This window comes from Acinetobacter sp. YH12129, assembly GCF_013418685.1.
Taxonomy (GTDB): domain Bacteria; phylum Pseudomonadota; class Gammaproteobacteria; order Pseudomonadales; family Moraxellaceae; genus Acinetobacter; species Acinetobacter amyesii.
In genome coordinates, this window is sequence record NZ_VPBP01000002.1 from 130,798 (window position 1) to 156,981 (window position 26,184).

At 41.0% G+C, this 26,184-nt stretch carries 31 protein-coding genes; 19 read left to right on the forward strand and 12 right to left on the reverse strand.

What is annotated here, in order from left to right; genetic code table 11:
- Positions 1-18: 18 nt before the first annotated feature.
- The 8 genes from FTU65_RS01930 (at position 19) to FTU65_RS01965 (ending at position 7,959) form a co-directional block, all read left to right on the forward strand.
- Positions 19-264, forward strand: a complete 246-nt coding sequence (locus FTU65_RS01930; protein ID WP_078189840.1) for a SlyX family protein — start codon at positions 19-21, stop codon at positions 262-264.
- A gap of 132 nt (positions 265-396) precedes the next feature.
- On the forward strand, positions 397-1,398 hold the full coding sequence (locus FTU65_RS01935) for a hypothetical protein (RefSeq protein WP_180010181.1): 1,002 nt from the start codon (positions 397-399) through the stop codon (positions 1,396-1,398).
- Positions 1,399-1,423: 25 nt separating this feature from the next.
- Positions 1,424-2,413 (forward strand): PIN domain-containing protein, encoded by a 990-nt coding sequence (locus tag FTU65_RS01940; RefSeq protein ID WP_180010182.1) that lies wholly within the window; start codon positions 1,424-1,426, stop codon positions 2,411-2,413.
- A 61-nt stretch (positions 2,414-2,474) separates the two neighbouring features.
- The gene (locus tag FTU65_RS01945) at positions 2,475-2,924 is read left to right on the forward strand and encodes a hypothetical protein (protein WP_078189705.1); all 450 of its coding nucleotides are present in this window, start codon (positions 2,475-2,477) and stop codon (positions 2,922-2,924) included.
- Between the two features lie 38 nt (positions 2,925-2,962).
- The gene (topA, locus tag FTU65_RS01950) at positions 2,963-5,605 is read left to right on the forward strand and encodes a type I DNA topoisomerase (RefSeq protein ID WP_078192741.1); all 2,643 of its coding nucleotides are present in this window, start codon (positions 2,963-2,965) and stop codon (positions 5,603-5,605) included.
- A 91-nt stretch (positions 5,606-5,696) separates the two neighbouring features.
- Complete coding sequence (locus FTU65_RS01955; RefSeq protein WP_180010183.1) at positions 5,697-6,500, forward strand: NYN domain-containing protein; 804 nt, start codon at positions 5,697-5,699, stop codon at positions 6,498-6,500.
- A 1-nt stretch (position 6,501) separates the two neighbouring features.
- Positions 6,502-7,260, forward strand: a complete 759-nt coding sequence (locus tag FTU65_RS01960) for a hypothetical protein (protein ID WP_180010184.1) — start codon at positions 6,502-6,504, stop codon at positions 7,258-7,260.
- A gap of 126 nt (positions 7,261-7,386) precedes the next feature.
- Entirely contained in the window at positions 7,387-7,959 is a 573-nt protein-coding gene (locus tag FTU65_RS01965; protein WP_180010185.1) for an HdeD family acid-resistance protein, read from the forward strand.
- Positions 7,960-8,037: 78 nt separating this feature from the next.
- On the opposite strand, the gene FTU65_RS01970 is transcribed toward FTU65_RS01965, so the two are convergent.
- Complete coding sequence (locus FTU65_RS01970) at positions 8,038-8,487, reverse strand: carboxymuconolactone decarboxylase family protein (protein ID WP_180005282.1); 450 nt, start codon at positions 8,485-8,487, stop codon at positions 8,038-8,040.
- An 83-nt stretch (positions 8,488-8,570) separates the two neighbouring features.
- On the opposite strand from FTU65_RS01970, the gene FTU65_RS01975 reads away from it, so the two are divergent.
- On the forward strand, positions 8,571-9,701 hold the full coding sequence (locus tag FTU65_RS01975; protein ID WP_180010186.1) for a glycerate kinase: 1,131 nt from the start codon (positions 8,571-8,573) through the stop codon (positions 9,699-9,701).
- Between the two features lie 65 nt (positions 9,702-9,766).
- On the opposite strand, the gene FTU65_RS01980 is transcribed toward FTU65_RS01975, so the two are convergent.
- The gene (locus FTU65_RS01980) at positions 9,767-10,150 is read right to left on the reverse strand and encodes a hypothetical protein (RefSeq protein ID WP_180010187.1); all 384 of its coding nucleotides are present in this window, start codon (positions 10,148-10,150) and stop codon (positions 9,767-9,769) included.
- A 97-nt stretch (positions 10,151-10,247) separates the two neighbouring features.
- On the opposite strand from FTU65_RS01980, the gene FTU65_RS01985 reads away from it, so the two are divergent.
- The 5 genes from FTU65_RS01985 to FTU65_RS02005 all read left to right on the forward strand — a co-directional run bounded on the left by FTU65_RS01985 (position 10,248) and on the right by FTU65_RS02005 (position 13,942).
- Complete coding sequence (locus FTU65_RS01985) at positions 10,248-12,236, forward strand: ATP-dependent helicase (RefSeq protein WP_180010188.1); 1,989 nt, start codon at positions 10,248-10,250, stop codon at positions 12,234-12,236.
- 86 nt (positions 12,237-12,322) lie between these two features.
- Complete coding sequence (locus tag FTU65_RS01990; protein WP_078189697.1) at positions 12,323-12,574, forward strand: RNA-binding protein; 252 nt, start codon at positions 12,323-12,325, stop codon at positions 12,572-12,574.
- A 42-nt stretch (positions 12,575-12,616) separates the two neighbouring features.
- Positions 12,617-12,979 (forward strand): ASCH domain-containing protein, encoded by a 363-nt coding sequence (locus FTU65_RS01995; RefSeq protein ID WP_180010189.1) that lies wholly within the window; start codon positions 12,617-12,619, stop codon positions 12,977-12,979.
- A 75-nt stretch (positions 12,980-13,054) separates the two neighbouring features.
- Positions 13,055-13,558, forward strand: a complete 504-nt coding sequence (locus tag FTU65_RS02000) for a DUF6586 family protein (RefSeq protein ID WP_180010190.1) — start codon at positions 13,055-13,057, stop codon at positions 13,556-13,558.
- Between the two features lie 105 nt (positions 13,559-13,663).
- Positions 13,664-13,942, forward strand: coding sequence for a hypothetical protein (locus tag FTU65_RS02005; protein WP_078192732.1), 279 nt, complete (start codon positions 13,664-13,666; stop codon positions 13,940-13,942).
- A gap of 78 nt (positions 13,943-14,020) precedes the next feature.
- On the opposite strand, the gene FTU65_RS02010 is transcribed toward FTU65_RS02005, so the two are convergent.
- The 5 genes from FTU65_RS02010 to FTU65_RS02030 all read right to left on the reverse strand — a co-directional run bounded on the left by FTU65_RS02010 (position 14,021) and on the right by FTU65_RS02030 (position 18,323).
- The gene (locus FTU65_RS02010) at positions 14,021-14,263 is read right to left on the reverse strand and encodes a hypothetical protein (RefSeq protein WP_180010191.1); all 243 of its coding nucleotides are present in this window, start codon (positions 14,261-14,263) and stop codon (positions 14,021-14,023) included.
- A gap of 184 nt (positions 14,264-14,447) precedes the next feature.
- Positions 14,448-16,166, reverse strand: a complete 1,719-nt coding sequence (locus FTU65_RS02015; protein WP_180048845.1) for a cation:proton antiporter — start codon at positions 16,164-16,166, stop codon at positions 14,448-14,450.
- A 141-nt stretch (positions 16,167-16,307) separates the two neighbouring features.
- On the reverse strand, positions 16,308-16,463 hold the full coding sequence (gene rpmG / locus FTU65_RS02020) for a 50S ribosomal protein L33 (RefSeq protein ID WP_001205031.1): 156 nt from the start codon (positions 16,461-16,463) through the stop codon (positions 16,308-16,310).
- A 12-nt stretch (positions 16,464-16,475) separates the two neighbouring features.
- Positions 16,476-16,712: a 50S ribosomal protein L28 gene (rpmB, locus tag FTU65_RS02025; protein ID WP_000048256.1), complete on the reverse strand. Its 237-nt coding sequence runs from the start codon at positions 16,710-16,712 to the stop codon at positions 16,476-16,478.
- Between the two features lie 162 nt (positions 16,713-16,874).
- A complete protein-coding gene (locus FTU65_RS02030) occupies positions 16,875-18,323 on the reverse strand; it encodes a coniferyl aldehyde dehydrogenase (protein ID WP_180007171.1) in 1,449 nt (482 codons plus the stop codon).
- A 116-nt stretch (positions 18,324-18,439) separates the two neighbouring features.
- Between FTU65_RS02030 and FTU65_RS02035 the strand changes: the two genes are divergently transcribed.
- The 5 genes from FTU65_RS02035 to FTU65_RS02055 all read left to right on the forward strand — a co-directional run bounded on the left by FTU65_RS02035 (position 18,440) and on the right by FTU65_RS02055 (position 22,120).
- Complete coding sequence (locus FTU65_RS02035; RefSeq protein ID WP_180004567.1) at positions 18,440-19,141, forward strand: TetR/AcrR family transcriptional regulator; 702 nt, start codon at positions 18,440-18,442, stop codon at positions 19,139-19,141.
- A gap of 79 nt (positions 19,142-19,220) precedes the next feature.
- The gene (gene purU / locus FTU65_RS02040) at positions 19,221-20,087 is read left to right on the forward strand and encodes a formyltetrahydrofolate deformylase (RefSeq protein WP_180010193.1); all 867 of its coding nucleotides are present in this window, start codon (positions 19,221-19,223) and stop codon (positions 20,085-20,087) included.
- Positions 20,088-20,297: 210 nt separating this feature from the next.
- Positions 20,298-21,062, forward strand: a complete 765-nt coding sequence (locus FTU65_RS02045; protein WP_180010194.1) for a TonB family protein — start codon at positions 20,298-20,300, stop codon at positions 21,060-21,062.
- A 30-nt stretch (positions 21,063-21,092) separates the two neighbouring features.
- Positions 21,093-21,716 carry a MotA/TolQ/ExbB proton channel family protein gene (locus FTU65_RS02050; RefSeq protein WP_078192725.1) on the forward strand — a complete coding sequence of 208 codons (624 nt, stop codon included), beginning with the start codon at positions 21,093-21,095 and terminating at the stop codon, positions 21,714-21,716.
- Positions 21,716-22,120, forward strand: coding sequence for a biopolymer transporter ExbD (locus tag FTU65_RS02055; protein WP_078189686.1), 405 nt, complete (start codon positions 21,716-21,718; stop codon positions 22,118-22,120). Before FTU65_RS02050 ends, FTU65_RS02055 begins: the two co-directional genes overlap by 1 nt.
- An 87-nt stretch (positions 22,121-22,207) precedes the next feature.
- On the opposite strand, the gene msrA is transcribed toward FTU65_RS02055, so the two are convergent.
- From msrA to thyA, 5 genes are all read right to left on the reverse strand, one after another.
- A complete protein-coding gene (gene msrA, locus FTU65_RS02060; protein WP_180010195.1) occupies positions 22,208-22,732 on the reverse strand; it encodes a peptide-methionine (S)-S-oxide reductase MsrA in 525 nt (174 codons plus the stop codon).
- Between the two features lie 159 nt (positions 22,733-22,891).
- Positions 22,892-23,350 carry an META domain-containing protein gene (locus tag FTU65_RS02065; RefSeq protein WP_168377884.1) on the reverse strand — a complete coding sequence of 153 codons (459 nt, stop codon included), beginning with the start codon at positions 23,348-23,350 and terminating at the stop codon, positions 22,892-22,894.
- Positions 23,351-23,434: 84 nt separating this feature from the next.
- Complete coding sequence (locus FTU65_RS02070) at positions 23,435-24,505, reverse strand: DUF4105 domain-containing protein (RefSeq protein WP_180010196.1); 1,071 nt, start codon at positions 24,503-24,505, stop codon at positions 23,435-23,437.
- Positions 24,506-24,532: 27 nt separating this feature from the next.
- A complete protein-coding gene (locus FTU65_RS02075; RefSeq protein ID WP_180010197.1) occupies positions 24,533-25,045 on the reverse strand; it encodes a dihydrofolate reductase in 513 nt (170 codons plus the stop codon).
- Between the two features lie 99 nt (positions 25,046-25,144).
- Positions 25,145-25,987 (reverse strand): thymidylate synthase, encoded by an 843-nt coding sequence (gene thyA / locus FTU65_RS02080; protein WP_078189681.1) that lies wholly within the window; start codon positions 25,985-25,987, stop codon positions 25,145-25,147.
- Positions 25,988-26,184 lie beyond the last annotated feature (197 nt).

The following is a 26,184-nucleotide window of genomic DNA, read 5'->3' on the forward strand; positions in this document are numbered from 1 at the left end:
TTATATGAGGAGTGTAAATTGACTACACAACAAAATCTTGATGAACAGGCGTCATTTTCCGCACCCATTGAAGATTTGCAAGTCCGAATTGCATTTTTAGATGATTTAGTTGACCAACTGAATGATCAAGTTGCGCGTCAAAACGCCGAAATCGCTGATTTAAAGAAACAAATGCAGATGTTGTATCGTCGTATTGAATCGGCAGATTTATCTGAAGGCATCGCGGCATTTGACCCGATGACCAACCGCCCACCGCATTATTAATGTCACTATTGAATGACAGGCAGATGACGAATCAGCGCCAAAGCTGTGGATTGGTGTAAATTTATTTGACCTTTTGCAGCGTGACAGGTCTAATGCACCGCATCTGCTGATCGAAACCCATTATTTCATCTCATGAGTCAAAAAGTTGTCCTGCTAGATTTGGAAAATAACCCGCCCACAGCAAATCTATTGCGCAATATCATTGAACATTACAGTACTTTGTATGTGTTTAGCTGCAGCGGAAAATTTGAATATGCACTTGAAGATTTGACTGAAATTGCAGGGTGGATCGCGAGTGGTCAATTGGTGGTTTTGGATATTCCAGAAACGCCGCAAAAAGAATTTGAATATGCGGTGATTGTGGGGCAACTGATGGCCTTGATGGATCCAGATGCGCATATTGAAGTCATTTCAGCAATGCCTGATATTGCATTACTGATGGAACAATTGGATGGCTCTGGACTCAGTGCACATCTCATTCAAATTCAGTCAGAACAAGAAGTTTCACATAAAGTGAAGTATAAGATTCCTGACCTAGAAACCATTCGGAATAAACCTGATTTATTACTGATTAAACACTATTGTGATGGTCTGGAAAAACTCAGTGGCAAGCCCAACAGTTTGGATAAACTGAAAAACTCGCTGATGAATATTTTGCAAGTCTCTAGCGAAAAAGCTCAGCATTTGGTCGGTATGTTGATCAATCTAAAAATCGTCAAACGCTTTGATGAGCAAATTTCGATTCGAAAAAAAGTACTCAAACAATGGGTACAGCTAGATTTAAATACGACTGCTGAAACAGCATTGCCGATAAAAACAGACCTGAATGCATTTACTGCTTCACTCGAAGAACAAACCTCAAATACTGATGATACGGCGTCGATGATTCAGGCTGCACAGCAAGGCTTATTTAAAAATTTCAATAAAATTGACCCGGTGCAAATGGAAGTGATCCGAAAATTGCATGAATTAAAATCAGATAAACCAAAAGATATCTACGCCTTACGTGATTTATTGGAGCAAATGTTCCCGCAATCTGACGTTCGATTATTACTTAAAGAGTTGATCGAAAAAGGATATATCTATTGGAATGGTCACGAAGTGCTATATAGCCACGAGATGTTCCTGAATTAATATAAAATAATTAAATGGGTGAGCTATGAAAAAAATATTATTACTTGATATTGAAAATTTGCATAAAACTGAAAATGAGTTGCTAACTTATTTAAAGCAATACTCATCTATTTATTTAGTTTACGCCAAGTCTCCAATAAGTTTTAGCTTGGATGGTTTGGTTAAGCTCTCTCCATTTATTATGAATGGCAAACTAAAAGTATTAAAAATGCCAAAGATTGGGAAGGATGCAGCTGATTTTGGACTAACATTTATTGCAGGCCAACTTTCTACACAAGTTTCGGCTAAGGAATTTAGTTTTGATGTTATGTCTAATGATCATTCCATGGGGTATGTTGTTGATTTATTAAAAATAGCTAAATTTGAAGCTAAAATTATTCATGAAAAGCCGCTAGTTTCTGCTCATGTAATTAACGAAGTGAAAGCTGAGCAAAATGTGGGTGAGCTAATTTTTCAATATTGTGAATATTTAACAAAAAATGCAGCTAGACCTGCAAAGTTAGAAAGTTTATTAAACTCACTTAAAGCTATACTTAAAGTGAGTGATGATGTTGCCAAGGTTTTAGTTGAGTTATTAAAAAAACACAAAATTATCCGCTTGGATAATAGTAAAATATATTATCAAGATCCAAGTTTGCAGAAGTTTTTGAAATCAAATAAACAAACTGCTGAAACTGCTGAAACTGCTGAAACTGCTGAAACTGCTGAAACTGCTGAAACTGCTGAAACTGCTGAAACTGCTGAAACTGCTGAAACTGCTGAAACTGCTGAAACTGCTGAAACTATTGAGCAAAAATTGATTGAGATAAGAAATAAATTACTCGCTCATATGGATGTAAATAACCATACTCCTCCTAAATCTTTAAGTGGTTTTACTAGTATTTTAAAGAGATGTTTGCCTGAAGATGATGTTATTAACTCATTAGAATTATTGAGGAAATATAGATTGATAGAGGTTAATAGTAAACGGCAAGTTAGTTATAACCCGATATTGCTAACTAATATTATTCATTAAGCATGCTTGCGTTTTATATTGCGCTTATGCAACTCTAATAAAGGAATATAAAGGTTGTGCTATGGAAAATACTGGAATCTGGGTTACCGTTTTTATTGTGGTCTTTGTACTTGGGTCGATTTTTGGACTTCGAGTAAATCCTAGAGAAAAAGCCTTGGGCATTATGCGCGAGAAGGCGCGTAAGATGGGGCTGCACCCACGTTTAGTGGCTGCACCTGCTTGGACCAAGATTCCAATGGCATCTGAAAAGCGTGCCAGTATGGTGGCGTATTACAGTGTGCTGATTCCAGATGCGCGTTTGCCTTTAATGCGTGCTTTAGTGGTCGATGACAAACTTGAACTGGTGCATGGTGATGACAAGTTCAAGGATTTAGCCATTACATTAAAGGGCATTTATGCTATTGATATGCAGGCAAACTGTGTAGGACTCTATTGGAACGAAGAATCTGACTTAAGAGCCACACAGCTTGATGATATGAAAGCATTTTTACATTCATTGGCTGAACTTTAAATTTTAAAAAACCTATTAAACAGGAATGATGGTTAACTATGGCGAACGCTCCTCGGTCCACATCTAAAAGTACCACAGCAAAATCTGCCGATGCTGGGAAAAAGCGTGCGTTAGTGATTGTGGAATCGCCTGCAAAAGCGAAAACAATCAATAAATATTTGGGCTCTGATTACATCGTGAAATCATCGGTGGGTCATGTCCGTGATTTACCTACAGGCGGCTCGAGTAAAACAGCAGAGAAAAAGCCAGTAACTCGTGCAAAATTAACTGAAGCTGAAAAAGCCAAAAAAGCACAAAAAGCTTTGGTTAATCGTATGGGTGTAGACCCTGAAAATGACTGGAAGGCACAGTACGAAGTCCTACCGGGTAAAGAACATGTTGTTGCGGAACTGAAAAAGCTTGCATCGCAAGTTGACGAGGTCTATCTCGCAACGGATATGGATAGGGAAGGAGAAGCAATTGCTTGGCATTTAAAAGAAGTGATTGGCGGTGACGACTCACGTTATCAACGTGTGGTGTTCAACGAAATTACCAAAAATGCCATCCAAGAAGCGTTTAAACATCCTTCTCGCCTGGATACAGATAAAGTCAATGCTCAGCAAGCCCGTCGTTTCCTCGACCGTATTGTGGGCTTTATGATCTCGCCACTCTTATGGGAAAAAATCGCCCGTGGTTTATCGGCAGGTCGTGTGCAATCTGTGGCTGTTAAACTTGTGGTTGAGCGTGAACGTGAAATTCGTGCCTTCGTTCCAGAAGAATTTTGGCAAGTTTTTGCAGATACCAAGTCGAAGAAAGACGATATCCGCTTAGAAGCGGTGAAGCAAAATGGCAAGACTTTAAAACTGCACAATAAAGCTGAAACGGATGCTTTACTGAACCTGATTAAAGATGCCGACTACACAGTTTCAGCACGTGAAGACAAACCAACCAAGGTTAATCCAAGCGCGCCTTACATCACGTCTACATTGCAACAAGCAGCAAGTACACGTTTAGGTTTTTCTGTGAAGAAAACCATGATGTTGGCACAGCGGTTATATGAAGCCGGCTTTATTACCTACATGCGTACAGACTCAACATTCTTGAGTGATGACGCTGTAAATATGGTTCGTGGTCATATTGAAACTGAGTTTGGTCAAAAATATTTACCGGCTAAACCAAATCGCTACGGCAATAAAGCTGGTGCGCAAGAAGCCCATGAAGCGATTCGTCCATCAAATGTCGCGCTAAAAGGCGATAGTTTGGTGGGTGTAGAGCGTGATGCACAGCGTCTTTATGACCTGATCTGGCGTCAGTTCGTTGCATGTCAAATGACCCCTGCAGAATATTTATCATCAACGATTTTAGTTAATGCCAATGGCGTCGAACTCAAAGCCAAAGGCCGTACATTGGTCTTTGATGGTTTCACTAAAGTGCGTGGCCAAAACAAATCGGATGATGATGTACTGTTACCTGCTGTAAAAGTCGGTGAAGTACTGAAACTTGAAAAATTAGATCCATCGCAGCACTTTACTAAACCACCTGCGCGCTTCACTGAAGCATCATTGGTCAAAGAGCTTGAGAAAAAAGGGATTGGTCGTCCATCGACGTATGCTGCGATTATCTCAACCATTCAAGACCGTGGTTATGTGAAGCTTGATAACCGTCGTTTGTTCGCCGAGAAAATGGGTGAAATCGTGACAGACCGTCTCGATGAAAACTTTAATAACTTGATGAACTATGCATTCACGGCAGATCTTGAAGGTCAGCTGGATAAAGTCGCTGATGGTGATCGTAACTGGAAAGAGTTACTCAATAGCTTCTACGGTGATTTTAAAACACGTTTAACCACAGCTCAGGGTGAAAATGGCATGCGCCGTAATTTACCTGTAGAAGTGGATGCGGTGCACTGTAAAGAATGTGATCGTCCGATGCAGATTCGTACAGGGACTACAGGCGTGTTCTTGGGTTGTTCAGGTTATAACTTACCGCCAAAAGAGCGTTGTAAGGGAACTTTAAACCTGACACCTGTAGAATCATTGGCTGCACTGTCTGACGATGACTCGGCAGAAACAGCAGATTTGATGTCGAAAAAACGTTGTCCAATCTGTGAAACAGCCATGGATAGCTATGTGATTGATGGTGGGCGTAAGTTGCATATCTGTGGTAATAACCCAGACTGCGCTGGTTTTGAGCTTGAAGAAGGTGAGTTCAAAATCAAAGGTTATGATGGCCCAACCATTCCGTGCGACAAATGTGATGGCGAAATGCAATTGAAGACAGGCCGTTTCGGTCCTTACTTTGCATGTAATAGCTGTGACAATACACGTAAAGTGTTGAAGAGCGGTCAGCCTGCACCTCCACGTGTAGATCCAATTAAAATGGAACACTTACGCTCAACCAAACATGATGACTTCTTTGTCCTTCGTGATGGCGCAGCAGGTTTATTCTTAGCTGCAAGTAAGTTCCCGAAAGTACGTGAAACTCGTGCGCCTAAAGTCGCGGAACTACGTTCTGTCGCAGATCAGTTGGATGCGAAATATCAGTTCATCTTACAAGCACCAGATGTCGATCCTGAAGGAAACCCAACATTAGTAAAATTCAGCCGTAAAAACCAAGCGCAATATATTGGTTCTGAAAATGCTGAAGGCAAACAAACCAAATGGTCTTTGGTGTACCAAGACGGTAAGTGGGTTGAGGCTTAAGCTTTAAAACCAATAAAGTGCTGACTTCGGTCGGCATTTTTTATGTCAGAATTAATCAAAATTTAAATGATAAAAATGATTGGGGGGAATAGTGGAAATTCAAACGAAAAAGTTTGCTGTACTCATAGATGCGGATAACTCATCGATCAATGCTATTCCATCTGTGTTGGAAGAAGTTGCAAAATATGGAATCGCAAGTGTTAAACGAGTTTATGGAGATTGGAGCAGCGAAACCTTAAAAAATTGGCGTGAAGTCTTACTTCCACATGCCATCACACCTGTTCAGCAGTTTGCTTACACAAAGGGCAAAGATGCAACGGATATGATTTTGATCATTGATGCGATGGATTTGCTGTATGCAGGTGCATTGGATGGCTTTTGTATTGTTTCAAGCGACAGTGATTTTACCCCTTTAGCATCTAGAATTCGTGAAAATGGGCTAAGTGTTTACGGTTTTGGAAAAAAGTCGACGCCAGAGGCATTTAAAAAAGCATGTGATAAATTTATTTATGTTGAAAACTTACTGCAAGATAATGAGCTAAAAAATACTGAAGAAGATCTTATTGTTTCACCAATTAAAGAAGTCATTGAAAATACAAAAGTAAGTGAACCAAAGCCATCTGTGCAGATTAAAGAGAATACAATCACTGAAATCATTGATAAACCCACATTAAATTTGATTTATAAAGCTGTGAAAGATAATGCGGATGAAAATGGATGGGCCAATTTAAGTATGGTTGGGCAATATATCAGCGCAGTCAAACCTGACTTTGATTCTAGAAACTACGGTCGAGCAAAATTATCTGGACTGATTAAAACGCTAAATTTGTTTGAAACAAAAATAGAAATGAGTCAAATGTATTTAAGAAAGATAAAAAAGCAGAGTATGATTTAAAATGTGGAAAAAAATTCGGGTACTGTGCTTATTGTTGATTTTATTGGTTGTCGCAGTCAATGCCTATAAAGACAAAAATCAAGACTGGAGTAAACCGATCTTTGTATTGTTACATCCAATTAATGCAGATGGTCGAGAGAGCACACAAGCTTATATACAGCAGCTTTCTGTCAATGATTTAAACGATGTTCAACAATATTTACAAACGACGGCACAGAAATACCGAGGACAACCGACTTATGTGTATTTTAAGTTAGGTCGTGAGCTGAAAGTTTTACCTCCCAAAGTACCCAATGATGCTGGCATGTTGGACGTTATCTTATGGAGTTTGAAATTCCGCTACTATGCTTGGCAGCAGCATGAAAATGTAGATGGTGTTTCGAGTGTGACGCTATTTTTAAATTATTACGATCCGACTCAAACCAAAGAACTTAAACATTCCACAGCTTTGGAAAATGGTCGAATTGGATCGGTGAATTTATTTGCATCGAATAAACAGACTGCGCAGAATAAAATCGTTTTAGCCCATGAGTTATTACACGCTTTTGGTGCAACGGATAAGTATGATTTGGCCACAGGTCAGCCAATCTTCCCTGTCGGTTATGCAGAGCCCCAGCGGCAGCCTTTGTTTCCACAAAGCAAAGCTGAATTAATGGCAGGGCATATTCCTACCTCACAGACGCAAAGTAAAATGCCTGAAGATTTAGCTGATACTGTGGTGAATGACGTCACAGCGATTGAAGTGGGATGGAACAAATAATGTGGATAAAGCGTATTTTATCCACAGTTTCAATTGGCAGTGTGGATAAGATTTGGACTTTTCTTTCATTTTTCTTCATCATGAAGTTGCATAATCCATTGAATAACGAATAACTTGAGAAAAAACATGAGAACAGTAGGCAACGATTTAATTCGCAGTCAGCTCCATGAAAACCGTAAGTGGTATCTCGGTTTAGGTGCTTTATTGGTGGTCTTCGGATTGGTCCTTTTGGCAGCTTTGCCATTTGCGACACTTACGGTGATTTATATTTTTGGTGTGCTGATGATGTTAGGTGGCGTAATCCATTTCATTGCAGCATTTAAAATTTTTGAAGGCGGTTACCGCTGGTTCTGGGCACTATTTGGTGTGCTGTATTTGGTCGCAGGCTATTATGCATTTTCAACGCCTGTCAAAACGGCCATTGTCCTAACCAATTTATTGGCGATTATTTTGATCATTGCAGGGGTCATTCGTATCTTTAATGCTGTGTTATTTCGAGCATTTCAAGGTTGGGGATGGACACTATTTTCAGGTCTATTGACCTTGATTACGGGTGTGATCATTTTGATGTCACCTGATGCACCATTTTGGGTATTAGGATTATTCTTGGCGGTTGATATTTTATTCCAAGGGGTCAACTACCTTACTTTGGCTTCTTATATTCGACGTGAAGTACCGAAAAGCTCGGCAGAGCAGTAAACTGCTTGCGGATCTGATAAATAAAAAAAGAGTGCTGAGGCACTCTTTTTTTTATTCACTTTTAATGTGTACAACCCGTTAAGGTTTCACGCTATAGCGGCTACTAATGGCGATACGATTCCATGTGTTAATGACAATTGCGAGCCATTCAATTGCACTGATTTGATCATCCGTTAAAAAGGGTAGAGCATCTTCATAAACTGCATCGGGAACTTGGCCTTCGGCAATCAATGTAATTGCTTCGATCAAGCTTAAAGCCGCACGTTCTTTTTCATCGTAGTACGCAGTTTCACGCCATGCATTGAGTAGGCTAATGCGTTCAATACTTTCACCTGTTTTAAGTGCATCTTGCGCATGCATGCGAATACAGAATGCACATTCGTTGATTTGGGATGCACGTAATTTCAGTAAATGGGCTAAACCTTCACTTAGGCCAGACTCATTTATTTTTTGCATAGCCAGTGCATCAAGTTCTGCAACTTTTTTATACAGTTCAGGTGCAGACTGACCTAGGTTGATTCGTGACATTTCGAACCTTTCTGATGTTTTTAGATATACCTGCTATTTTAAAACCGTTATGGTTGAGGACAAGTTTTATTTTGAGCATTTAGATGACCACTTTTGTTCTTGCGCCCGATTCATTTAAAGAAAGTATGAGTGCTCAACAAGCCTGTGACGCGATGCAGCGTGCAATTTTAAAGCTCATACCAGATGCAAATGTCATCGCTGTGCCAATGGCAGATGGCGGTGAGGGAACTGTAGATGCGTTGCTCAGTGCTTGCGACGGTCAAAAAGTGACGATAGCGCTTACAGGTCCTTTGCCCAATCAAGCTGTGACGACATATTTCGGTTTGATCGACGGTGGAAAAACCGCAGTGATTGAAATGGCAAAAGCCAATGGAATTCATCTTGTCGATATGGCTCAGCGAAATCCATTACTGACGTCAACTTATGGTACGGGCGAAATGATCCAGGCTGCTCTAGACTTTGGAGTAAGTAAAATTATCATTGGCTTGGGCGGGAGTGTGACCAATGATGGCGGTGCAGGTATGGCGCAGGCCTTGGGGGCACAATTTTTAGATGAAAATGGCTTGGAAATAGCAGTTTGTGGTAGTTGTCTCGATCAAATTAACAGTCTTGATTTGACGCAGCTCGACTCACGTTTAGCGCATACAGAAATTATCATTGCCAGCGACGTCATTAATCCACTATGTGGTGAAAATGGTGCAACCCATATCTTTGGCCCGCAAAAAGGCGCAACGCAGGAGATGGTGCGTCAGTTAGATCAGAACCTCAGTCATTATGCCGATGTGGTTGAAGCGACACTGGTTTGTACTTTACGTGATGTCGCAGGTGCAGGTGCTGCAGGTGGATTAGGTTTTGGGTTGATGGCTTTTGCAGGTGCATCGATGCAATCAGGTGTGGAATTGGTCATTGAACAAAGTCAGTTGAATGAAAAAATAGCACAGGCAGACTATGTGCTCACTGGTGAGGGGAAAATTGATCATCAAACCAAGTTAGGTAAAACACCATTTGGTGTGGCGCAAGTTGCAAAAAAGTATAATAAACCTGTGATCGCCTTTACTGGTCTAGTGGGTGAGGGGATAGCAGAACTCTATGATTTAGGTTTCACACAGATTGTTGGGATTAATCCACCAGATTATAAGTTGAAAGATGCATTAAAAAATGCGGAACTAAATTTGGAACATTGCTGTCGAAATGTGATGAGATGTTTGAAATAAAAATCAAGGTAAAACTTATGAATGCATCTAGCGAGTTTTAAGATAATCATAGTTGGAAAATAAGATTAATTTTGTTGAAAATTTTTGCAATATTTTTCCATTGGTTTTTGATTTTTTGGAATTATATTTTCAATGTTTTTTATATTTTCTATCGCATTTTCTTTTGCTGGCTTTGCTTTTAATAATTCAGAATTCTCTGAAGCAATTTCATATTGTGCTTTACTCATTTTATAAGTTGCACATAAATTATCGGATATAAGTTTATGATTGCCAGAAATTAGAGCTACAGCTAACTCATCATGGAGTTGAATTCCTTTCTGATTATTTTTATTTATCAACTGATCAAATTCAGTTTGAGTCAATTTTTTTGCATAAGTTGGATGATTTGTAAATATTATGAGTAATAAAACTGGCTGAAGGAAATGGTTAATTAGCTTAAAATTTTTCATAAACTTATCGTTTTCTAGTTTTAATTTTGATCCTACATTAGCATGTATTTTTTTTCAATCTGCTAAACTATACCTATCCATGAAATGATGAGTACATATGAGTTTAGCCAACCTGATTGATGAATTAAATCCTCAACAAAAACAAGCCGCAACAACAGAAGCACAGCATAGCTTGGTTTTGGCAGGAGCAGGTTGTGGTAAAACCAAAACCATCGTAGCGCGTGCAGCTTATTTAATTGATCAAGGCGTGCCTGCCAATCAAATTCAAATTTTGACTTTTACTCGCCGTGCGGCCAGTGAAATTGTCGCTCGTGTGGAGTTGGCTCTAGGTGAGCAAGCCAAAGGGTTACGTGCATCAACCTTTCATACTTTTTGTATGTACCTATTGCGCCGTATTCCAAATGCCTTTGGCCTAGAACAGTTTTCGATTATTGATCGTGATGATCAACTCATGATGTTCCGCCTGATTCGTGGTCGTGATGATAAGAAAAACCCCAATCACTTGCCCAAGCCGAAAGAACTCTGTGATCTGTATTCCTTTGCGCGGAATACGCGCCAAAAACTCAGCATTGCTATGGAAAAGCAAATGCCTGAGTACTTTGCGTTGAAAGATCAAATCGCGGATATCATGAAAGAATACGAAGCCCGTAAACGTGCGCGTAGTTTTTTAGATTATGACGATATCTTGGCGATTGTGGCGAAAGCCTTGGCGGAATCAGATGGATTGGTCGATTATGTCGCTTCGATTTGTCGCCACATGTTGGTTGATGAAATGCAGGATACCAATCCGCTGCAATGGGCGTTACTTGAGCCACTAAAAGAACGTGTCAGTTTGTTCTGTGTCGGCGATGATGCGCAGTCCATTTACGGCTTCCGAGGTGCAGATTTTGAAAATATTCACCATTTTAAAGAGCGTGTACCCGACGCACAGATTTTCAAACTCGAACAAAATTATCGTTCAACCCAAGAAATTTTAGACTTGTCAAATTGGTTGTTGGATGAAAGTGAAATTAAATATGACAAACGCTTAGATGCCTATCGTGGTGAAGGGATTAAGCCAAAAATGCATATTTTCCCGAATGAGTTTGATGAAGCCAAATGGATTGCCATCGACATCAAAGAGCGTCATTACCTCGAAGGCAGCAAATGGTCGGATCATATGGTGCTTGTGCGTTCAAGCTTTGCTGCTCGTCATATTGAAGCAGCCTGTATTGCCGCAAACGTGCCATATCGCTTTATCGGCGGCATGAAATTACTTGAAACAGCCCATGTCAAAGATTTGCTCAGTGTACTGCGTGTAGTGGCCAATCCTTTAGATGATATCGCGTGGATGCGCTTTTTAACCTTGTGGAATGGTGTGGGTGATGTCGGTGCGAGTAAGTTATCGCAGCAGATTTTACTTGAGCCAGAAATGCAAGCCATTGCAACCAAGTTGGAAAAATTTGGCAAAGTGCCTGACCAAGCGATTCTGATGATGAAGCAAATGTCGGTGTTGAAAGATCAGGTCAAAGAATGCGTAAGCTTGGCTGTTCAAGCGATTTCTGAGCAGCTGGAAGAAAACTATAAAAAAGATTGGAACCGCCGTATCGGTGATTTTGATCTGGTGAAACAACTGGCATCAAAACATACCCAGTTGAGTGAATTCTTAGAAGAATACGTGCTTGACCCAGTTTCCATTTCTGAAATTGAACGCCAATCTGACAGTGATGTCGTGACGCTAATTACCATTCATTCGGCAAAAGGAACGGAGCAAAAAGTCTGTTATGTGGCGAATGTCACGCCAGGGCAATATCCACATGCACGTGCTCAAGGTAATTTCGATGAAGTGGAAGAAGAGCGTCGTGTGTTATATGTGGCGCTGACACGTGCGCAAAATGAACTGATTTTGACTAAGCAAAACTTGAACCACTGGGCACGTGAAACTGTGGATGAGCAAGGGCGTAAAGTAGAAAGTTACTTTATGAATGATTTAACTCGCAATTTATGTAGTTTGGAAACACACTATAAAACCCGTCAACAGACTGTAAAAAGTGCCTTAATCGAAAGAAAATCGATTAATTTAGATTTTGGTATCGATCTCGATTAAAATAGATTTTTGACGTGATTTACACGCAAGTTAAAAAGCAAAATAGACAAATGCTTTTTGATGATGCTGTCTATTTGGAAGATTGAATGAAAATTTTAGTACGTAACTTAGAGCGTTCAGTTACTGAAGCTGAATTGGTTGAGCTGTTTAAACCATTTGGCGCAGTAGAGTCTGCTGTTGTTGTTATGGATGCAAGCACAGGTAAATCGAAAGGGTTTGGTTTTGTCGAAATGCCAAATGGTCGTGAAGCTGTAAAAGCGATTAAAGGCCTGAATACTTTGAAAGTCAAAGGTGCGGGTATTCGCGTAAAAGCGGCTGAAGATAAGCCTAAAGCATAAATTTAAAAAGGAGCGTAACGCTCCTTTTTTTATCGGTGATCTATGAAAAAACGCTACTCGGCTTTGTCTATTGTTGCGCCATCTGGTTCGAACATTGCGTGTGGGCTTAAAACGCTTGAAGTCCGCTCATGGCAGCCCGAACATTTGCCTTTAAAAGATTTAGTGATCGTGGAAAATCAACGCTACTTACATGAAAGCGGAGAAGAAGATTTTGGACGTGCGGTGGCGATGGTCGATGTGTATGACGTTCATGCATGGACTGAAAATGAGATAGAGCAAGCGCAGGCGACATATTGGGCAGCAGGATATTGGGCTTGGCGTCTAGAAAATATCAGGATGATCCATTGGGATATGCCTGTTCCTGCCAAGCGTGACATTTATTTAATTGAAATCGATCATCCATAATATTTATTGTGAATTTCCTAAAAATCCGTTTAAGCTTATTCATGTAGAAAAATGCCAAAATTTAGGGAATTGTTCATGTCTCGTGTTGCTCGCTTTCATGCTGATCGTACCAATCAAAAGTTATATTTTAGCCGTCTTGCATGTCAGCAAGCCGAGCAGACTGATCATGTTCAACAAGCTCAGGCTTATCGCGAAGCAGCAGTTTTTCATTTGCATGGTGCAGTACTTGCGTTTTTACAAGAGTTGGTGCGTTACTATCGTTTAAATGATCCTGCGCCCACGTTAAAGTCGATTGAAACGCTGATGGCTGAAAAAGGTCAGGTATCACCTGAAGTGACTGTTATGCAGCAATTGGCAAAGCAGGGTTTTATTGCAGAGCTGAAACGCGCACATCGTATGTGTCAGTATGCACCTGAACCGTCTGCACCAGAGCCAGAAGATGAAACGTCTTCAAATTTAATTATTAAAGTCACTCAAACACCGCAAGCATGGTTGCCAGATACCGCTATTTTGCGTGAATGGCATCGTGATCTAACCCAATTGATTGATGGATTTCGTAACGAGATGGTGGAATTCTAATCGGACTATTGCTACTTGAAATAAATTTATTTAACCCGATATAAGATTATCTAAGTAATACAAAGTGCAGATGCCTTTATCACCATGTTGCGCATGGAGGGATATATGTCTATAGAACAGTTGAAAGAACTCTTTGGGAACCAGGAAGCAATTTTAGAGCTGGTTCAATTGGAAGGTGGTGAGTTGGCATTGCGTAATGCAGGCTCAGAAAAAGAGCCTTTGGTGACTATCCAATTCAATGAAGAATTACGCAATATTTTGGGCGATCAAATGAGTGTGATCGCTCAGCAAATGATTCAGGCTGCATTGTTTGGTTTGTTAGAAAAACAAGTGGATGAATGGCATGCCGAAGTGGTCGATGAAAAGCCAAAATATATGAGCTAATCATATAGCTGCTGATTTTGTGGATCATGTTGATGAAAACGCACCTTTTGGTGCGTTTTTTTATACTCAAAATGGCACTTAGACTTTGCTCAGTTCAGCAGGTGAGATCAGTATCGAACCTAAAAATACAATAAAGACCCCGATGAGCTGTAAAAAAAAAGGATTTTTGGCATCTTGCCAATACAGAATCAGAAAGACGATGGAAATGGGATAAAACAATAGACAGCCCAGTCCCCATAAAATACTGGTTTTAAATGCAGCGATGAGAAAGCCCAGACCGCCAATCAAAATAATGGCAAGGCCTAAATAGAGGATGTACATGTTTTTCTCGTTTCTTGTTTGAAGTTTTTAAAAATGATGCTTCGTTTGATGCTTATTTTATCAATATGTTTTTTAAATTCAATTATTTGTAATTTTAAAATTAATGAATTATATCCATTAAAAAAAGGCGATGCTTAAATGCATCGCCTTTTTGGTATCACCTTTAAGCACTTAATTTGACATCTTAGTGTGTCGGTGTTTGGTGATGGGCAATTTGGATTTGATTTAAAATATGATTGCTCATATTTTTCGCCATTTCCTCTTTGGCATAATAAACCTCACCGACATTGTCGCGACGAATGACTTCAGCTTCTTCTTTGCTTTCCGCACACACCAATACTTGGATGGATGGATTCAGCATTTTTGCAATGTCGACAATTTTATGAATATCTAAAATATCCATAGGTGAAATGACCAAAAGGCGTGCGTGTTGAATATGGGCTTGAATTAAAACGCCGGGTTCTGTTGCCACACCAGATACCGCAGCGATGCCTTTTTCCCGTAAGTTTTCCACGATTTCACGGTTTTCTTCAGCAATAACCACTTTAATGTTTTCATTCATTAATTCGCGGGTAATACGACGACCGACTTCACCATGACCAATCAGCACCACCTGATCACGTAGATAATCCTGTGAGACCTCATCCGGCAACATGGCCAATGGGTCACTACTACGTTCCAGTAAACGAGCCAAATTCGAGCGCTCACGGATGAGTCGCTGCATAGGCTCGATGGCAGAAAATACAAATGAATTCAGCGTAATCGAGATTAAAGCACCTGCCAGTATCAGATTTTGTCCTTCCATAGAAAGGAGGTTTAGAGATACACCCAAGGTCGCCAAAATAAATGAGAACTCACCAATTTGCGCCAAGCTTGCCCCAACGGTTAATGCGGTATTGATGGGGTAGCGGAAGAACAACACCAACGCCATTGCAGCGATGGTCTTACCAATCATGATAATGCCGACTACTGCTAAGACATGAAGTGGTTGTTCAATCAAGATCCGTGGATCAAACAGCATGCCGACGGAGACGAAAAACAGAATCGAAAAAATTTCACGAAGCGGAAGAGTTTCTTCTTCTGCACGGTGACTAAAGTCAGACTCTTTGACCACCATACCGGCAAAAAATGCGCCCAGTGCCATGGATACACCAAATACCTTGTAGGCACCAAAGGCAATAGATACGGCTGCTGCAACCACGGTGAGCGTGAATAATTCACGTGAGCCTAAGCGTGCAACCACTTGCATAATCATTGGCACTAAGCGTTTACCAATGATCAGCATGAAGGCAATAAAGCCAGCAACTTTGAGTAAAGTTAGACCTAAGGTCAGCCAAATATTTTCATCGGCACTGCCTGATGTGAGCGGTTGACCGCCAAGCAGTACGGCAGTCGCAGGCAGAAGGACCAGGACCAGAACCATCACCAAGTCTTCAACCAAGAGCCAACCCACAGCAATTTTACCATTGACGGAGTTGAGCAAGCCTCGATCACCTAAGGCTTTGAGTAGAACGACAGTACTTGCACACGACAAACTTAAGCCAAACACTAAAGCTGAACCCATGCTCCAGCCCCAAAGCATGGAAATTCCCATACCGAGTAAGGTCGCCACTGCAATTTGTAAAATGGCACCGGGGAGGGCAATACGACGGACTTGCATCAAATCATTGAGTGAAAAGTGCATACCCACGCCAAACATCAGAAACATCACACCGAGTTCGGCCAATTGGTTAGCGAGATGGATATCGCCAACTACCCCAGGTGTGTTTGGGCTAATAATAATACCGGCAATCAGATAGCCGATAAGGGGAGGAAGTCGCAGGCGTGCAGCAATATAGCCAAAAATTAAGGCAAAACCAAAGCCAACAGCAAGTAATATTATGAGTTCTACATCATGAGGCACTAAAAACTCCTTAAGCCTAAGTTAAGGGTAAAAAAGACAAGCACAAAAAGTGCCAAAAGCATTTTGAAAGTTTAGCAATTCGAATAAAAAAAATGCAAAAAAAAACGACCTAAGTAGGTCGTTTTTTTCAAAAAACTAAAATTATTTGATTTTAGCTTCTTTGAAGATTACGTGTTGACGGATTTTTGGATCAAATTTTTTGATTTCCATTTTTTCCGGCATAGTACGTTTGTTCTTAGTGGTAGTGTAGAAATAACCTGTACCAGCAGAAGAAACTAGGCGAATTTTATCACGCATGTTCGTAGCTCCTTAGATCTTTTGACCTTGAGCACGTAGGTCAGCAACAACCTTTTCGATGCCCAATTTGTCGATAATACGCATACCTTTAGTAGTTAGACGAAGACGTACGAAACGTTTTTCGCTTTCTAACCAAAAACGGTGGTGATGCAGGTTCGGCTCGAACCGGCGTTTAGTTTTGTTGTTGGCGTGTGAGACGTTGTTACCAACGACTGGACGCTTGCCGGTAACTTGGCAAACCTTAGACATGGTGTAACTCCATTGATTTAGCCAACAGCAAATCTGTATGGCCAGTCAAAAAAAACATTGAATTCATTCAAGGGGCGTTTTATATCAAAAATGCGCTTAAAAGACAAGCGATTTTGCATAAAACGAACGATCACCTAGTGTGATCGTTCATGCCTTGATCGTTTATCGAAGAAGTGTCTTCGAAATCAGTTTGTGGATCGGCTTATTGAACGGTGGAAGAATGAATTTCAAACTATAGAGTTTTGGATTCGACATCACCGAGCGTTCATGCGACAAACTGAAGAAACCTTCTGGACCATGATATTTCCCCATACCCGAAGCCCCCACACCGCCAAACGGCAGGTCATCTTGAGCAACATGGGTTAATACCGTGTTTTGTCCGAAATGTCCTGAATGGGTACGTGTTGCGACATAGTCGGCACGTGCCTGATCAAAGTCGAAATAGTATAAAGCAAGTGGACGAGGACGGCTATTAATAAAAGCAATAACCTCGTCAATTTGATCATATTCCATGATCGGAAGGATCGGACCGAAGATTTCATGCTGCATAATTTGCATGTCTGGAGTGACACCCGTTAAAACAGTCGGTGCAATTTTACGTACAGCGTCCACATCTTCATTTTGTGGGTTAAAACTGATGATTTGTGCGCCTTGATCACGCGCATCTTCTAAATAACCTTGTAGGCGGTTGTACTGCTTGTCATTAATAATCGAGGTGTAGTCCTGATTTTGGGCAATACTTGGGTACATGGCTTCAACGCACACTTTATAGTGATCTAAAAATTCAGCTGTTTTACCACGAGGTAAGAACACATAGTCAGGTGCAACACAAGTTTGACCTGCATTCCAAAGTTTACCAACAGCAAGACGCTGTGCGACATCTGCAAGGTCAATAGACGGATGAACCAATACAGGTGACTTTCCGCCTAATTCTAAAATCACCGGAACTAAGTTTTCAGACGCTGCCGCCATGACGGTTTTACCGACATTGGTCGAGCCAGTAAAAATCATTTTGTCGAAGGCAAGGTGACTAAACGCATCTGAAATTGGGCCACCACCGTTGACGACTGCGACCAATTCTTGAGGAAATGCTTCTGCGAGAGCTTTTTCTAGCACATCACCGAATGCCGCAGAGGCACTCGAAATTTTGATCATGGCATGGTTGCCCGCAGCCAAAGCACAAATCAGTGGGCCTATAGAAAGAAGCAGTGGGTAGTTCCATGGCGTAATAATGCCGACGACACCAAGTGGTTGATATTGCACCCATGCTTTTGCAGGTTGGTGAATAATTCCGACATGGCGTTTGGATGGTTTCATCCAGTCTGTCAAATGCTTGCTATAATATTTAATGTGTTCAAGACATGTAAGTAACTCACCAATCTTGGTTTCACCAATAGAACGGTTACCATAGTCTTGATTAATTGCATCAGCAAATTGATCTTGATACTTAACTAAGATACGCTTAAGCCGAGCCAAACGATCAATACGTTCCTTCGCTGTAGGCAATGGGTAACGTAAATACGCTTGTTTCTGCTGTTCCAACATATTGTTGAGATGCTGGTGATCAAAAGAATGTGGTGTCATTGAAGTTGTTTTTGTCTGACTATTCATGTCGCACGACCATATCCAAATTAGCGATTAATTAATTTTTAGAGTAAATACTCTAAATAGTCAAGTTACTTTATGTGTTAGTGTTCTAATGCTTTGAAATAAATGGTTGTTTTAGGATGTCTCACACCAAAACCTTAAAAACGAAAGAACGTATTTTGCAGCTGAGTTTGCAGTTGTTTAATGAGCGTAGCGAGCGTTCAGTGACAACCAATCATATTGCTGCTGAACTGGGAATGAGCCCAGGTAACTTGTATTACCATTTCCGAAATAAAAGTGAAATTATTAAGGAATTAATGGAGCAATATCAGCATGAAACGCTAGAAATGTTAGCGCTTCCTGATGATCGTCAGCTTGATGCCAATGATAAAATTCGCTATTTCCAAGTGTTAAGTAGCCAATTATGGGCTTATCGCTTTTTACATCGTGATGTTTATCACTTGGTCGAAAATAATGAAGATTTCCGCAAAATGTATCCACGTTTTGCCGGTCAAGTCATGCAACAAGGGCAGAAAATTTATCGTGCCTTTGTTGACGCAGGCTTAATGCAGATGACCGATTCTGAAATTGAGGCCTTAACCATTAACTTGTGGATCGTGCTGACCAACTGGACCAACTTCCTTTATATGTCTGGCCATATTACTGACTCAAACACTTTGGAAGAAAAGTGGGTGTGGCAAGCACTACGACAAATGGTGTTCTTAGAAGGTGCATATCTACGTGGTGAAAGCCGTGAAACCTATGAGCGATTGCTCGAAACTTTAGGGCCGTCGGACTTATTTGCAAGTCTTTCAAACGTAAAGCATCAGGTTACTGAATAAGACTATTTAGTCTGGCTTTAAAAAGCGTTAGAATACTCGGCTCTTTTTTCAATTTAACTGATTAGTGATATAAACCAACATGAATATGTCGACCGCTAACACAGCACGCTTACTCATTACCTGTGAAGATAAACCAGGGATTGTGCAAGCTGTATCGAGCTTTTTGTATCATCAGGGAGCAAATATTACCGCACTTGATCAATACGCGACTGAAGCTCAAGGGGGGCGATACTTCATGCGTGTTGAGTTTGAATTGGACAATTTACAAAGCCGTAAAGAAAGTCTAACTCAAACATTTGCGAGCAATGTTGCTGAGCGTTACAACATGCACTGGCGTTTAGCTTTAGTCAGTGATGTGAAGAAAGTCGGTATCTTGGTGTCTAAAGTTGACCATGCATTGCTTGAGCTGTTGTGGCGTCATGCACGTGGTGGTTTGCCATGTGAAATCACCAAAGTCGTGTCTAACCACGATGCTTTACGTGAATCTGTAGAAAATTTCGGTATTCCGTTTGAAGTTGTTCCTGTGAATAAAGAAAACAAACGTGAAGCTTATGAGCAAATTGATCAGTTGATGCAAGACAATGATTTACTCGTTCTTGCTCGTTATATGCAAATTTTAGACGAAGAATTTGTTCAAAAATGGGAAATGAAAGTGATCAACATTCACCATTCATTCCTCCCAGCCTTTGTTGGTGCGAACCCATATAAACAAGCGCATGAAAAAGGTGTGAAGTTGATTGGTGCGACAGCGCACTATGTGACTGCTGATCTTGACCAAGGTCCGATTATTGAGCAAGACGTAGAGCGTGTAAGTCACGACTTTACCGTTGAACAATTGCGCGAGTTAGGTCAGGACGTAGAGCGTAATGTACTCGCACGTGCAGTCAAATGGCATCTTGAAGATCGTATTATTGTCGATGGTAATAAAACTGTTGTATTTCAATAAAACGAGATGAATTTTTGAATAAAAGGGCATACTTTAGGTATGCCTTTTTTATATTATGATTAAAAAAAGTCATTAAATCTGACGAATTAATAGTTGCAAATGAAAACACTTCTCATTTATTATTGCCGTACTTTAATTGTGCTAACCGATGAGCATGATTGTATTTTTGACAAAATAAATGCAATCGCTTCTTCAAGGTAACTGAGTTTAATGAGTCAATCTCCCGCTCCAATGATGCAATCACCTAACCCGATGAAAAAGAAAATCATTACTGCGCTTCTCGCTGTTGTGGTAGGGCATATGGGAGTATTGTGGGCGGTCAGCAATATGAAAGCACCAGAACTTAAACCGATTGAAAAAGATCCGATTAAAGTTCGTTTTGTGAAGATTGTTGAAGAGAAAAAACCTGAACCTCCGAAGCCAAAACCAGAACCGAAGAAAGAGCCACCAAAGCCAAAAGAAGTTAAAATTGTAGATAAGCCGTTACCACCTCCACCGAAGAAAGTGGAAAAAGTGGAACAGGTGAAAAAGAAAGATGCGCCGAAACCAACTGTTGAAGCGGTCAAAAACGTACCACCAACACCTGTTGTTTCAACTGTGGTTTCTGAAACGAAAGTCGTTCGTGTTGAACCAACACCTCCGGCACCTGTTGCACCACCACCTGCGCCTCCAGCACCACCTGCGCCACCGACACCTAAAATAGTCAGCATCGGTAATGGTGTCAGTTGGATTAAGAAACCTAATGTTCAATTTGAAGATGGTGAATTAAAAGCGTCGTGTACAGTTGAAGTTGCGATTGCAGCAAGTGCTGAAGGTAAAGTCGAATCAGCAACGATTAAAAACTCGACTTGTGGCGCTGCTGTGAACCGTAAAGTGACTGCAGCAGTGAAGCGTGCGCGTTTATCCAAATATATTGATAATGGTGTGGCAACTCCGACGCGAGTTGATCAACCATTTAACTTTAAACTTAATTAAGATTCCGGCTAACCCATTAGGAGTTCGAATATGAACTTTTCAGTTTATTGGCAACATGCAGATGCAGTCAGCAAAACACTGTATTTCGTGTTACTTGCAATGTCGATTGCGACTTGGACGATCTTCGTTCTTCGTATTATGGGCACACGTCAGCTCAAACAAGTGGCGTATAACCACCTTGCAGATGCACTAAGCAAACTGAAAGCGAAATTTGCTCCTTTGGCTTTTGAACAACGTAAGGCTGTGGCTGAACAAGCATTACTACGTCAAATTTCGGTAGAAAAAGCTAATGCTGAAAAAGGCGTATCTGTATTGGGTACGATTGCTTCAATTGCACCGTTCGTAGGTTTGTTCGGTACAGTGTGGGGTATTTTCCATGCCCTTGTAGCAGTGGGTAAAAGCGGTCAAGCGGGTTTAGCGCAAGTGGCAACTCCAGTCGGTGAAGCTTTGATCATGACCGGTCTTGGTTTGGCTGTGGCGATTCCTGCGGTATTGGCTTATAACATCTGTGTTCGTTTTAACCGTACACTGTCGAATGAATTGCAAGATCAAGCGCATGGTTTATTGATTGATACTATGTTGCAACAAGAATCTGCAGCGAAGAAAGAAGACGTGAAAACTGCACAGCAAAGTTTAGCTGGAGGTCAAGCTTAATGGCTTTTCAATTGGGTGAAGACAACGATGCTGGCATGAATGAGATGAACCTCATTCCGCTCATCGATATTATGTTGGTATTGATGATCATCTTCTTGGTGACTGCGACTGTTGCCAACCCATCAATTCCATTAACCTTGCCACAAACGACTGCAGAAGTGATTGATCTGCCGCCTGAAAGCGTAACCATCAGTATTAACTCAGCGGGTGATATCGCTTGGAATGGTGATATTGTGACGCTCGAAGATTTAGAAAGTCGTCTAAATACAGCTGGTCAGCAAGAGCGTAAACCTGCATTGGTCTTAAAAGCCGATAAAGAATCACGTTATGACACAGTTGCGCAAGTGATGTCGCGTGCGAGTGGAGCCGGACTCAGCGATATCGCCTTTGCCAGTGATAACTAAGCACTGAGCAAAGATAGCTAAAAAAAAGCGACTGAAATGTCGCTTTTTTTATGTCTCTATTTTGAAAATAGATGCCGTTTAATTAGATCACTCAGATTTGAGTAGGTCTTGAAATTTGCTACGTAATTTCATGAGTTTAGGTGGTATTGAAAAATTACAATAACCTTGGTTTGGGTTACGCGCAAAGAAGTTCTGATGATATTCTTCGGCAGGGTAGAAGGTCGGCATTGGACTGAGTTCAGTCACGATATTGATGCCTTCAGCTTTTAATTCTTCAATACGTTGTTCAGCGATTTGCTTTTGTGATTCGTCTTGATAGAAAATCACTGAGCGATACTGTGTACCGACATCATTGCCTTGACGGTTCAGCGTAGTGGGATCGTGGGTTGCGAAAAATACATCCAGCAATTGGCTAAAACTGATTTGGCTGTCATCAAAATTGATCTGAATGACTTCTGCATGTTGGGTATTTCCCTCACAAATTTGCTCATAGCTCGGATGCTGAGTAATTCCCCCTGCATAACCACTGACAACTGTTTGCACGCCCTGAAGTTGTAGAAAAACTGCTTCTACACACCAAAAGCATCCACCACCAAATACCGCTTGTTGCATAGTGAAATCCTATCTTGTTCCCTGATGTTTAATATGGGGTTATAGCTAAAAACTGCAATGTACGTCTGTATACTAATCACAAGTTTATGTGCATTAAATGTCTCTGGCATGACTGAACAGTGAATAAAAAAGTCTGCCGAAGCAGACTTTTAAAATGATTTAACGCGGTTGAACGGCGCTTTCATATTGAATTAATAAATTGCCATGACGGTCTAGCAATTTCAAGGTTTTTCCAAAAACTTGATAATGCGTTACCTTTTCGAGTGCTGCATGGTACTGTCGGTCTAGCCCATTGTTATTGAGACAAGCCATTTGTGTCGCTGCAATCGGGCCAAACGTTATAGTGTCTTTGCCGGCGTTATAGCCGCCCATTATACGATTACAGCCGTCTGCACCTGAGACACGTTTTGAAGCCGCATCGAATTGAATGCTTGGAATATTATGCGCATTGGGTGCTGTTTTAATTGGGGTATTGCCAATCTGAGTGGCAATCCAAGTACGATTTTGTAATAGGTTTAAATTTTCAGTTATGGTGTTGTCTTGTGCAGGCATGCTTTCACAGCCTGTCACCACTAAAGTTGAAACCAAAGTTGCAGCAACAAATATTTGTTTTAGCATCGGAATTTCCCCGTGGAAGCATTTCAATTATCTAAGCAAATATCGCACAGATAAGCTAGCCATATTTGTATCAATATTTAAGAATTACAATTGATTGGCGCTTGGATTAGACTGTGAATGCGGCAAACCTTGTCGGATTAACTTCGAATATTGTTCACTGCTCAGTTGCTTAATTTGAGAGACGCGGGGGTTAACATGGGCTTTTTGATACCATGTTTTCATATCCCAATTTTGGTCTATGGCATGGAGGTCGTGCAAATAATTCGGCAAATAACCGGATGCAAATAAGCGGTAATCGGTTGGAAGTTGATGTTTGGAAACCGCTTGAATCATGTCAAACACCAGTGTTGTACAATTACTAGTGAGTGTGTTGTACCATTTGGGTTGAGTCTGCAGTTCATCGGCTTTATGTAGATATTCAATAAACAGCGCCTGCATTTCAGATTTTGGCATGTTTACGGGGAAGAAATAGACCTGTTCTCCGCGTGTATTGCTGCGGGTATAGATAATATCTTTTTCATCTGATGCAATGAGGCTCAGTTCATATTTACGGAAAAAACCACCAATCGCAGAGAATTCTTCGTTTTTCTCTTTGCGAATTTCAATCGAAAACGTCAGCGGTGGTCGGTCAGCAAAATCAAAAGTGACCAGTGTATGGGCAATTTGCGGCCCCATCCAATACGAGGTAATGATGTTGACGCCATTGATTTGACTCAGGTCATATTGGCGAGTTTCCCAACGCGGGGTAAAGCTACCATCGGTATGCCAGTCGAAATTACGCACATTGTGTAAGGTGACGAGATTACCTTGCTTTTCATAATGTAGAATTTCAGCTACTTCAGGATTCCATTCACGATCTTGATGCGCTTCCATGCCAAAATACCAAAATAGACCACAGATAAAGCCCACAATATAAATCAAGACATCTTTACGACGGCTAAAAAAGTGTTGGGTAATATAGATGCCTAAAATGCTCAGGGCAAAAGCAATCCAGATTCCAATGATAATGCGGCTGCCTAACCAGCCTGCCGGTTGCTGTATCCACAAGGCGGCACAGAGCCAAATCGAAGAACAGAGGACAAACACACTAAATAGAGCATGAAGAATACTTCGCCCTATTTTTTTGAACATTGCTTGTTGGTCACTCTGTTGCATATTTTTCTTTTAGCTTAAGATTTTTCTTTATTTTCGGTAAGTTGCGAACTCAAAAGCAATCCCAGTTTTGTCGTCGATATGTTGTTCTGACGCCACTTTTTGAAAGTCCGCAGGAATTTCAGGATAATGCGCATCACCTTGAACATCCAGTTCAACATGCGTGAGTTCTAAACGGTCTGCGATGCCGATGGTTTGCTTAAAAATTTCACCACCACCAATAATAAACAAACTCGTTGGTTTTTCGGAACTTGCGACATCAGCAACTGCTTGCGTTAACGCCTCATCGATACTATATGCGACTTTAGTACCTTCAAATGACCAAGTGTTATCTCGTGTAATGACCCAATTGACACGCTTCGGTAGGGTACGTCCCATAGACTCTAAGGTTTTGCGTCCCATGACCACCACACCGCCTTGGGTGATGGCTTTAAAGTGCTGTAAATCGGCAGAAATATGCCACGGCAAATCATTACCTTTACCAATGCAGCGCTGCTGATCCATAGCGACAACGTGCACGATTTCTAAATTTTGAAATGCCATAGTTTGAACTCAAATAGCCGAATTATTTGTCGTCTATTAGAATGCAAAATCCCGCTTGAGGTAAAGCGGGATTTTGCTTTTCACTTGGGATTTCTGAAATTAAACCGCAACAGGGGCTTTAATCGCAGGATGTGATTCATAACCTACGATTTCAATATCTTCAAATTTAAAATCGAAAAGATCGGTAATTTCAGGATTGAGTTTTAATTGGCACAGACCCATTGGTTCACGTGTCAATTGCAACTGCGCTTGTTCGAAATGGTTGGCATATAAATGTGTATCCCCACCGGTCCAAACGAAGTCGCCTACACCTAGACCACAAACTTGCGCAATCATGTGTGTTAACAGGGCATAGCTGGCAATGTTAAACGGCACACCCAAAAAAACGTCAGCACTGCGTTGATATAATTGGCAGGATAATTTTCCGTTTTGGACAAAAAATTGGAACAAGGTATGGCATGGTGGCAATGCAACATTACCTGCCTCATTTGGGTTCCAACCCGACACGATTAGACGACGAGAGTTAGGATTGGTTTTGATTTCATTGACCAACCATTTAATTTGGTCAAAACCATCTTGTTCATATAGGCCATCGGCTTTTTTGGTTGCACCGAAATTACGCCATTGATGACCGTAAACAGGACCTAATTCGCCAGCAGGACGACCAAAACGCGCAGTTTGTTCTGCTGTAGACCATTCATCCCAAATCGAGACTTTGTTGTCTTGCAAATATTGAACATTGGTATCGCCTTTAAGGAACCACAACAGTTCAATCACGATAGAGCGGAAATGAACTTTCTTGGTGGTGAGTAAAGGGAAACCTTGAGAAAGATCGAAGCGCATTTGATGACCAAATACAGAACGTGTTCCCGTACCCGTACGGTCGCCCTTGTCACCGCCGTTGTCGAGAATGTGTTGTAAAAGGTCTAAATACTGGCGCATGTCTCTCTCATAATTTGCTAAATTTCTTGTGGCACATATTAGCTTGTTTTGCGTGTGGAAGGAACTGTGATGGGCGCTTGAATATAGTCAGGTTTAAAAAATCCAAAACATACGGTGTTTATTGGGTGATGACCAAATTTTGCAGGCAACAAGCGCTGAGTTGTCTGGGCTGAAGACGCCTATTTATAACAATTACA

Coding starts and splice junctions, on each gene's coding strand:
- FTU65_RS01935 (WP_180010181.1), top strand. CDS start 397: ATGAGTCAAAAAGTTGTCCTGCTAGATTTGGAAAATAACCCGCCCACA.
- FTU65_RS01940 (WP_180010182.1), top strand. CDS start 1,424: ATGAAAAAAATATTATTACTTGATATTGAAAATTTGCATAAAACTGAA.
- FTU65_RS01945 (WP_078189705.1), top strand. CDS start 2,475: ATGGAAAATACTGGAATCTGGGTTACCGTTTTTATTGTGGTCTTTGTA.
- topA (WP_078192741.1), top strand. CDS start 2,963: ATGGCGAACGCTCCTCGGTCCACATCTAAAAGTACCACAGCAAAATCT.
- FTU65_RS01960 (WP_180010184.1), top strand. CDS start 6,502: ATGTGGAAAAAAATTCGGGTACTGTGCTTATTGTTGATTTTATTGGTT.
- FTU65_RS01965 (WP_180010185.1), top strand. CDS start 7,387: ATGAGAACAGTAGGCAACGATTTAATTCGCAGTCAGCTCCATGAAAAC.
- FTU65_RS01970 (WP_180005282.1), bottom strand. CDS start 8,487: ATGTCACGAATCAACCTAGGTCAGTCTGCACCTGAACTGTATAAAAAA.
- FTU65_RS01975 (WP_180010186.1), top strand. CDS start 8,571: ATGACCACTTTTGTTCTTGCGCCCGATTCATTTAAAGAAAGTATGAGT.
- FTU65_RS01980 (WP_180010187.1), bottom strand. CDS start 10,150: ATGAAAAATTTTAAGCTAATTAACCATTTCCTTCAGCCAGTTTTATTA.
- FTU65_RS01985 (WP_180010188.1), top strand. CDS start 10,248: ATGAGTTTAGCCAACCTGATTGATGAATTAAATCCTCAACAAAAACAA.
- FTU65_RS01990 (WP_078189697.1), top strand. CDS start 12,323: ATGAAAATTTTAGTACGTAACTTAGAGCGTTCAGTTACTGAAGCTGAA.
- FTU65_RS01995 (WP_180010189.1), top strand. CDS start 12,617: ATGAAAAAACGCTACTCGGCTTTGTCTATTGTTGCGCCATCTGGTTCG.
- FTU65_RS02000 (WP_180010190.1), top strand. CDS start 13,055: ATGTCTCGTGTTGCTCGCTTTCATGCTGATCGTACCAATCAAAAGTTA.
- FTU65_RS02005 (WP_078192732.1), top strand. CDS start 13,664: ATGTCTATAGAACAGTTGAAAGAACTCTTTGGGAACCAGGAAGCAATT.
- FTU65_RS02010 (WP_180010191.1), bottom strand. CDS start 14,263: ATGTACATCCTCTATTTAGGCCTTGCCATTATTTTGATTGGCGGTCTG.
- rpmG (WP_001205031.1), bottom strand. CDS start 16,463: ATGCGTGATAAAATTCGCCTAGTTTCTTCTGCTGGTACAGGTTATTTC.
- rpmB (WP_000048256.1), bottom strand. CDS start 16,712: ATGTCTAAGGTTTGCCAAGTTACCGGCAAGCGTCCAGTCGTTGGTAAC.
- FTU65_RS02030 (WP_180007171.1), bottom strand. CDS start 18,323: ATGAATAGTCAGACAAAAACAACTTCAATGACACCACATTCTTTTGAT.
- FTU65_RS02035 (WP_180004567.1), top strand. CDS start 18,440: ATGTCTCACACCAAAACCTTAAAAACGAAAGAACGTATTTTGCAGCTG.
- purU (WP_180010193.1), top strand. CDS start 19,221: ATGAATATGTCGACCGCTAACACAGCACGCTTACTCATTACCTGTGAA.
- FTU65_RS02045 (WP_180010194.1), top strand. CDS start 20,298: ATGAGTCAATCTCCCGCTCCAATGATGCAATCACCTAACCCGATGAAA.
- FTU65_RS02050 (WP_078192725.1), top strand. CDS start 21,093: ATGAACTTTTCAGTTTATTGGCAACATGCAGATGCAGTCAGCAAAACA.
- FTU65_RS02055 (WP_078189686.1), top strand. CDS start 21,716: ATGGCTTTTCAATTGGGTGAAGACAACGATGCTGGCATGAATGAGATG.
- msrA (WP_180010195.1), bottom strand. CDS start 22,732: ATGCAACAAGCGGTATTTGGTGGTGGATGCTTTTGGTGTGTAGAAGCA.
- FTU65_RS02065 (WP_168377884.1), bottom strand. CDS start 23,350: ATGCTAAAACAAATATTTGTTGCTGCAACTTTGGTTTCAACTTTAGTG.
- FTU65_RS02070 (WP_180010196.1), bottom strand. CDS start 24,505: ATGCAACAGAGTGACCAACAAGCAATGTTCAAAAAAATAGGGCGAAGT.
- FTU65_RS02075 (WP_180010197.1), bottom strand. CDS start 25,045: ATGGCATTTCAAAATTTAGAAATCGTGCACGTTGTCGCTATGGATCAG.
- thyA (WP_078189681.1), bottom strand. CDS start 25,987: ATGCGCCAGTATTTAGACCTTTTACAACACATTCTCGACAACGGCGGT.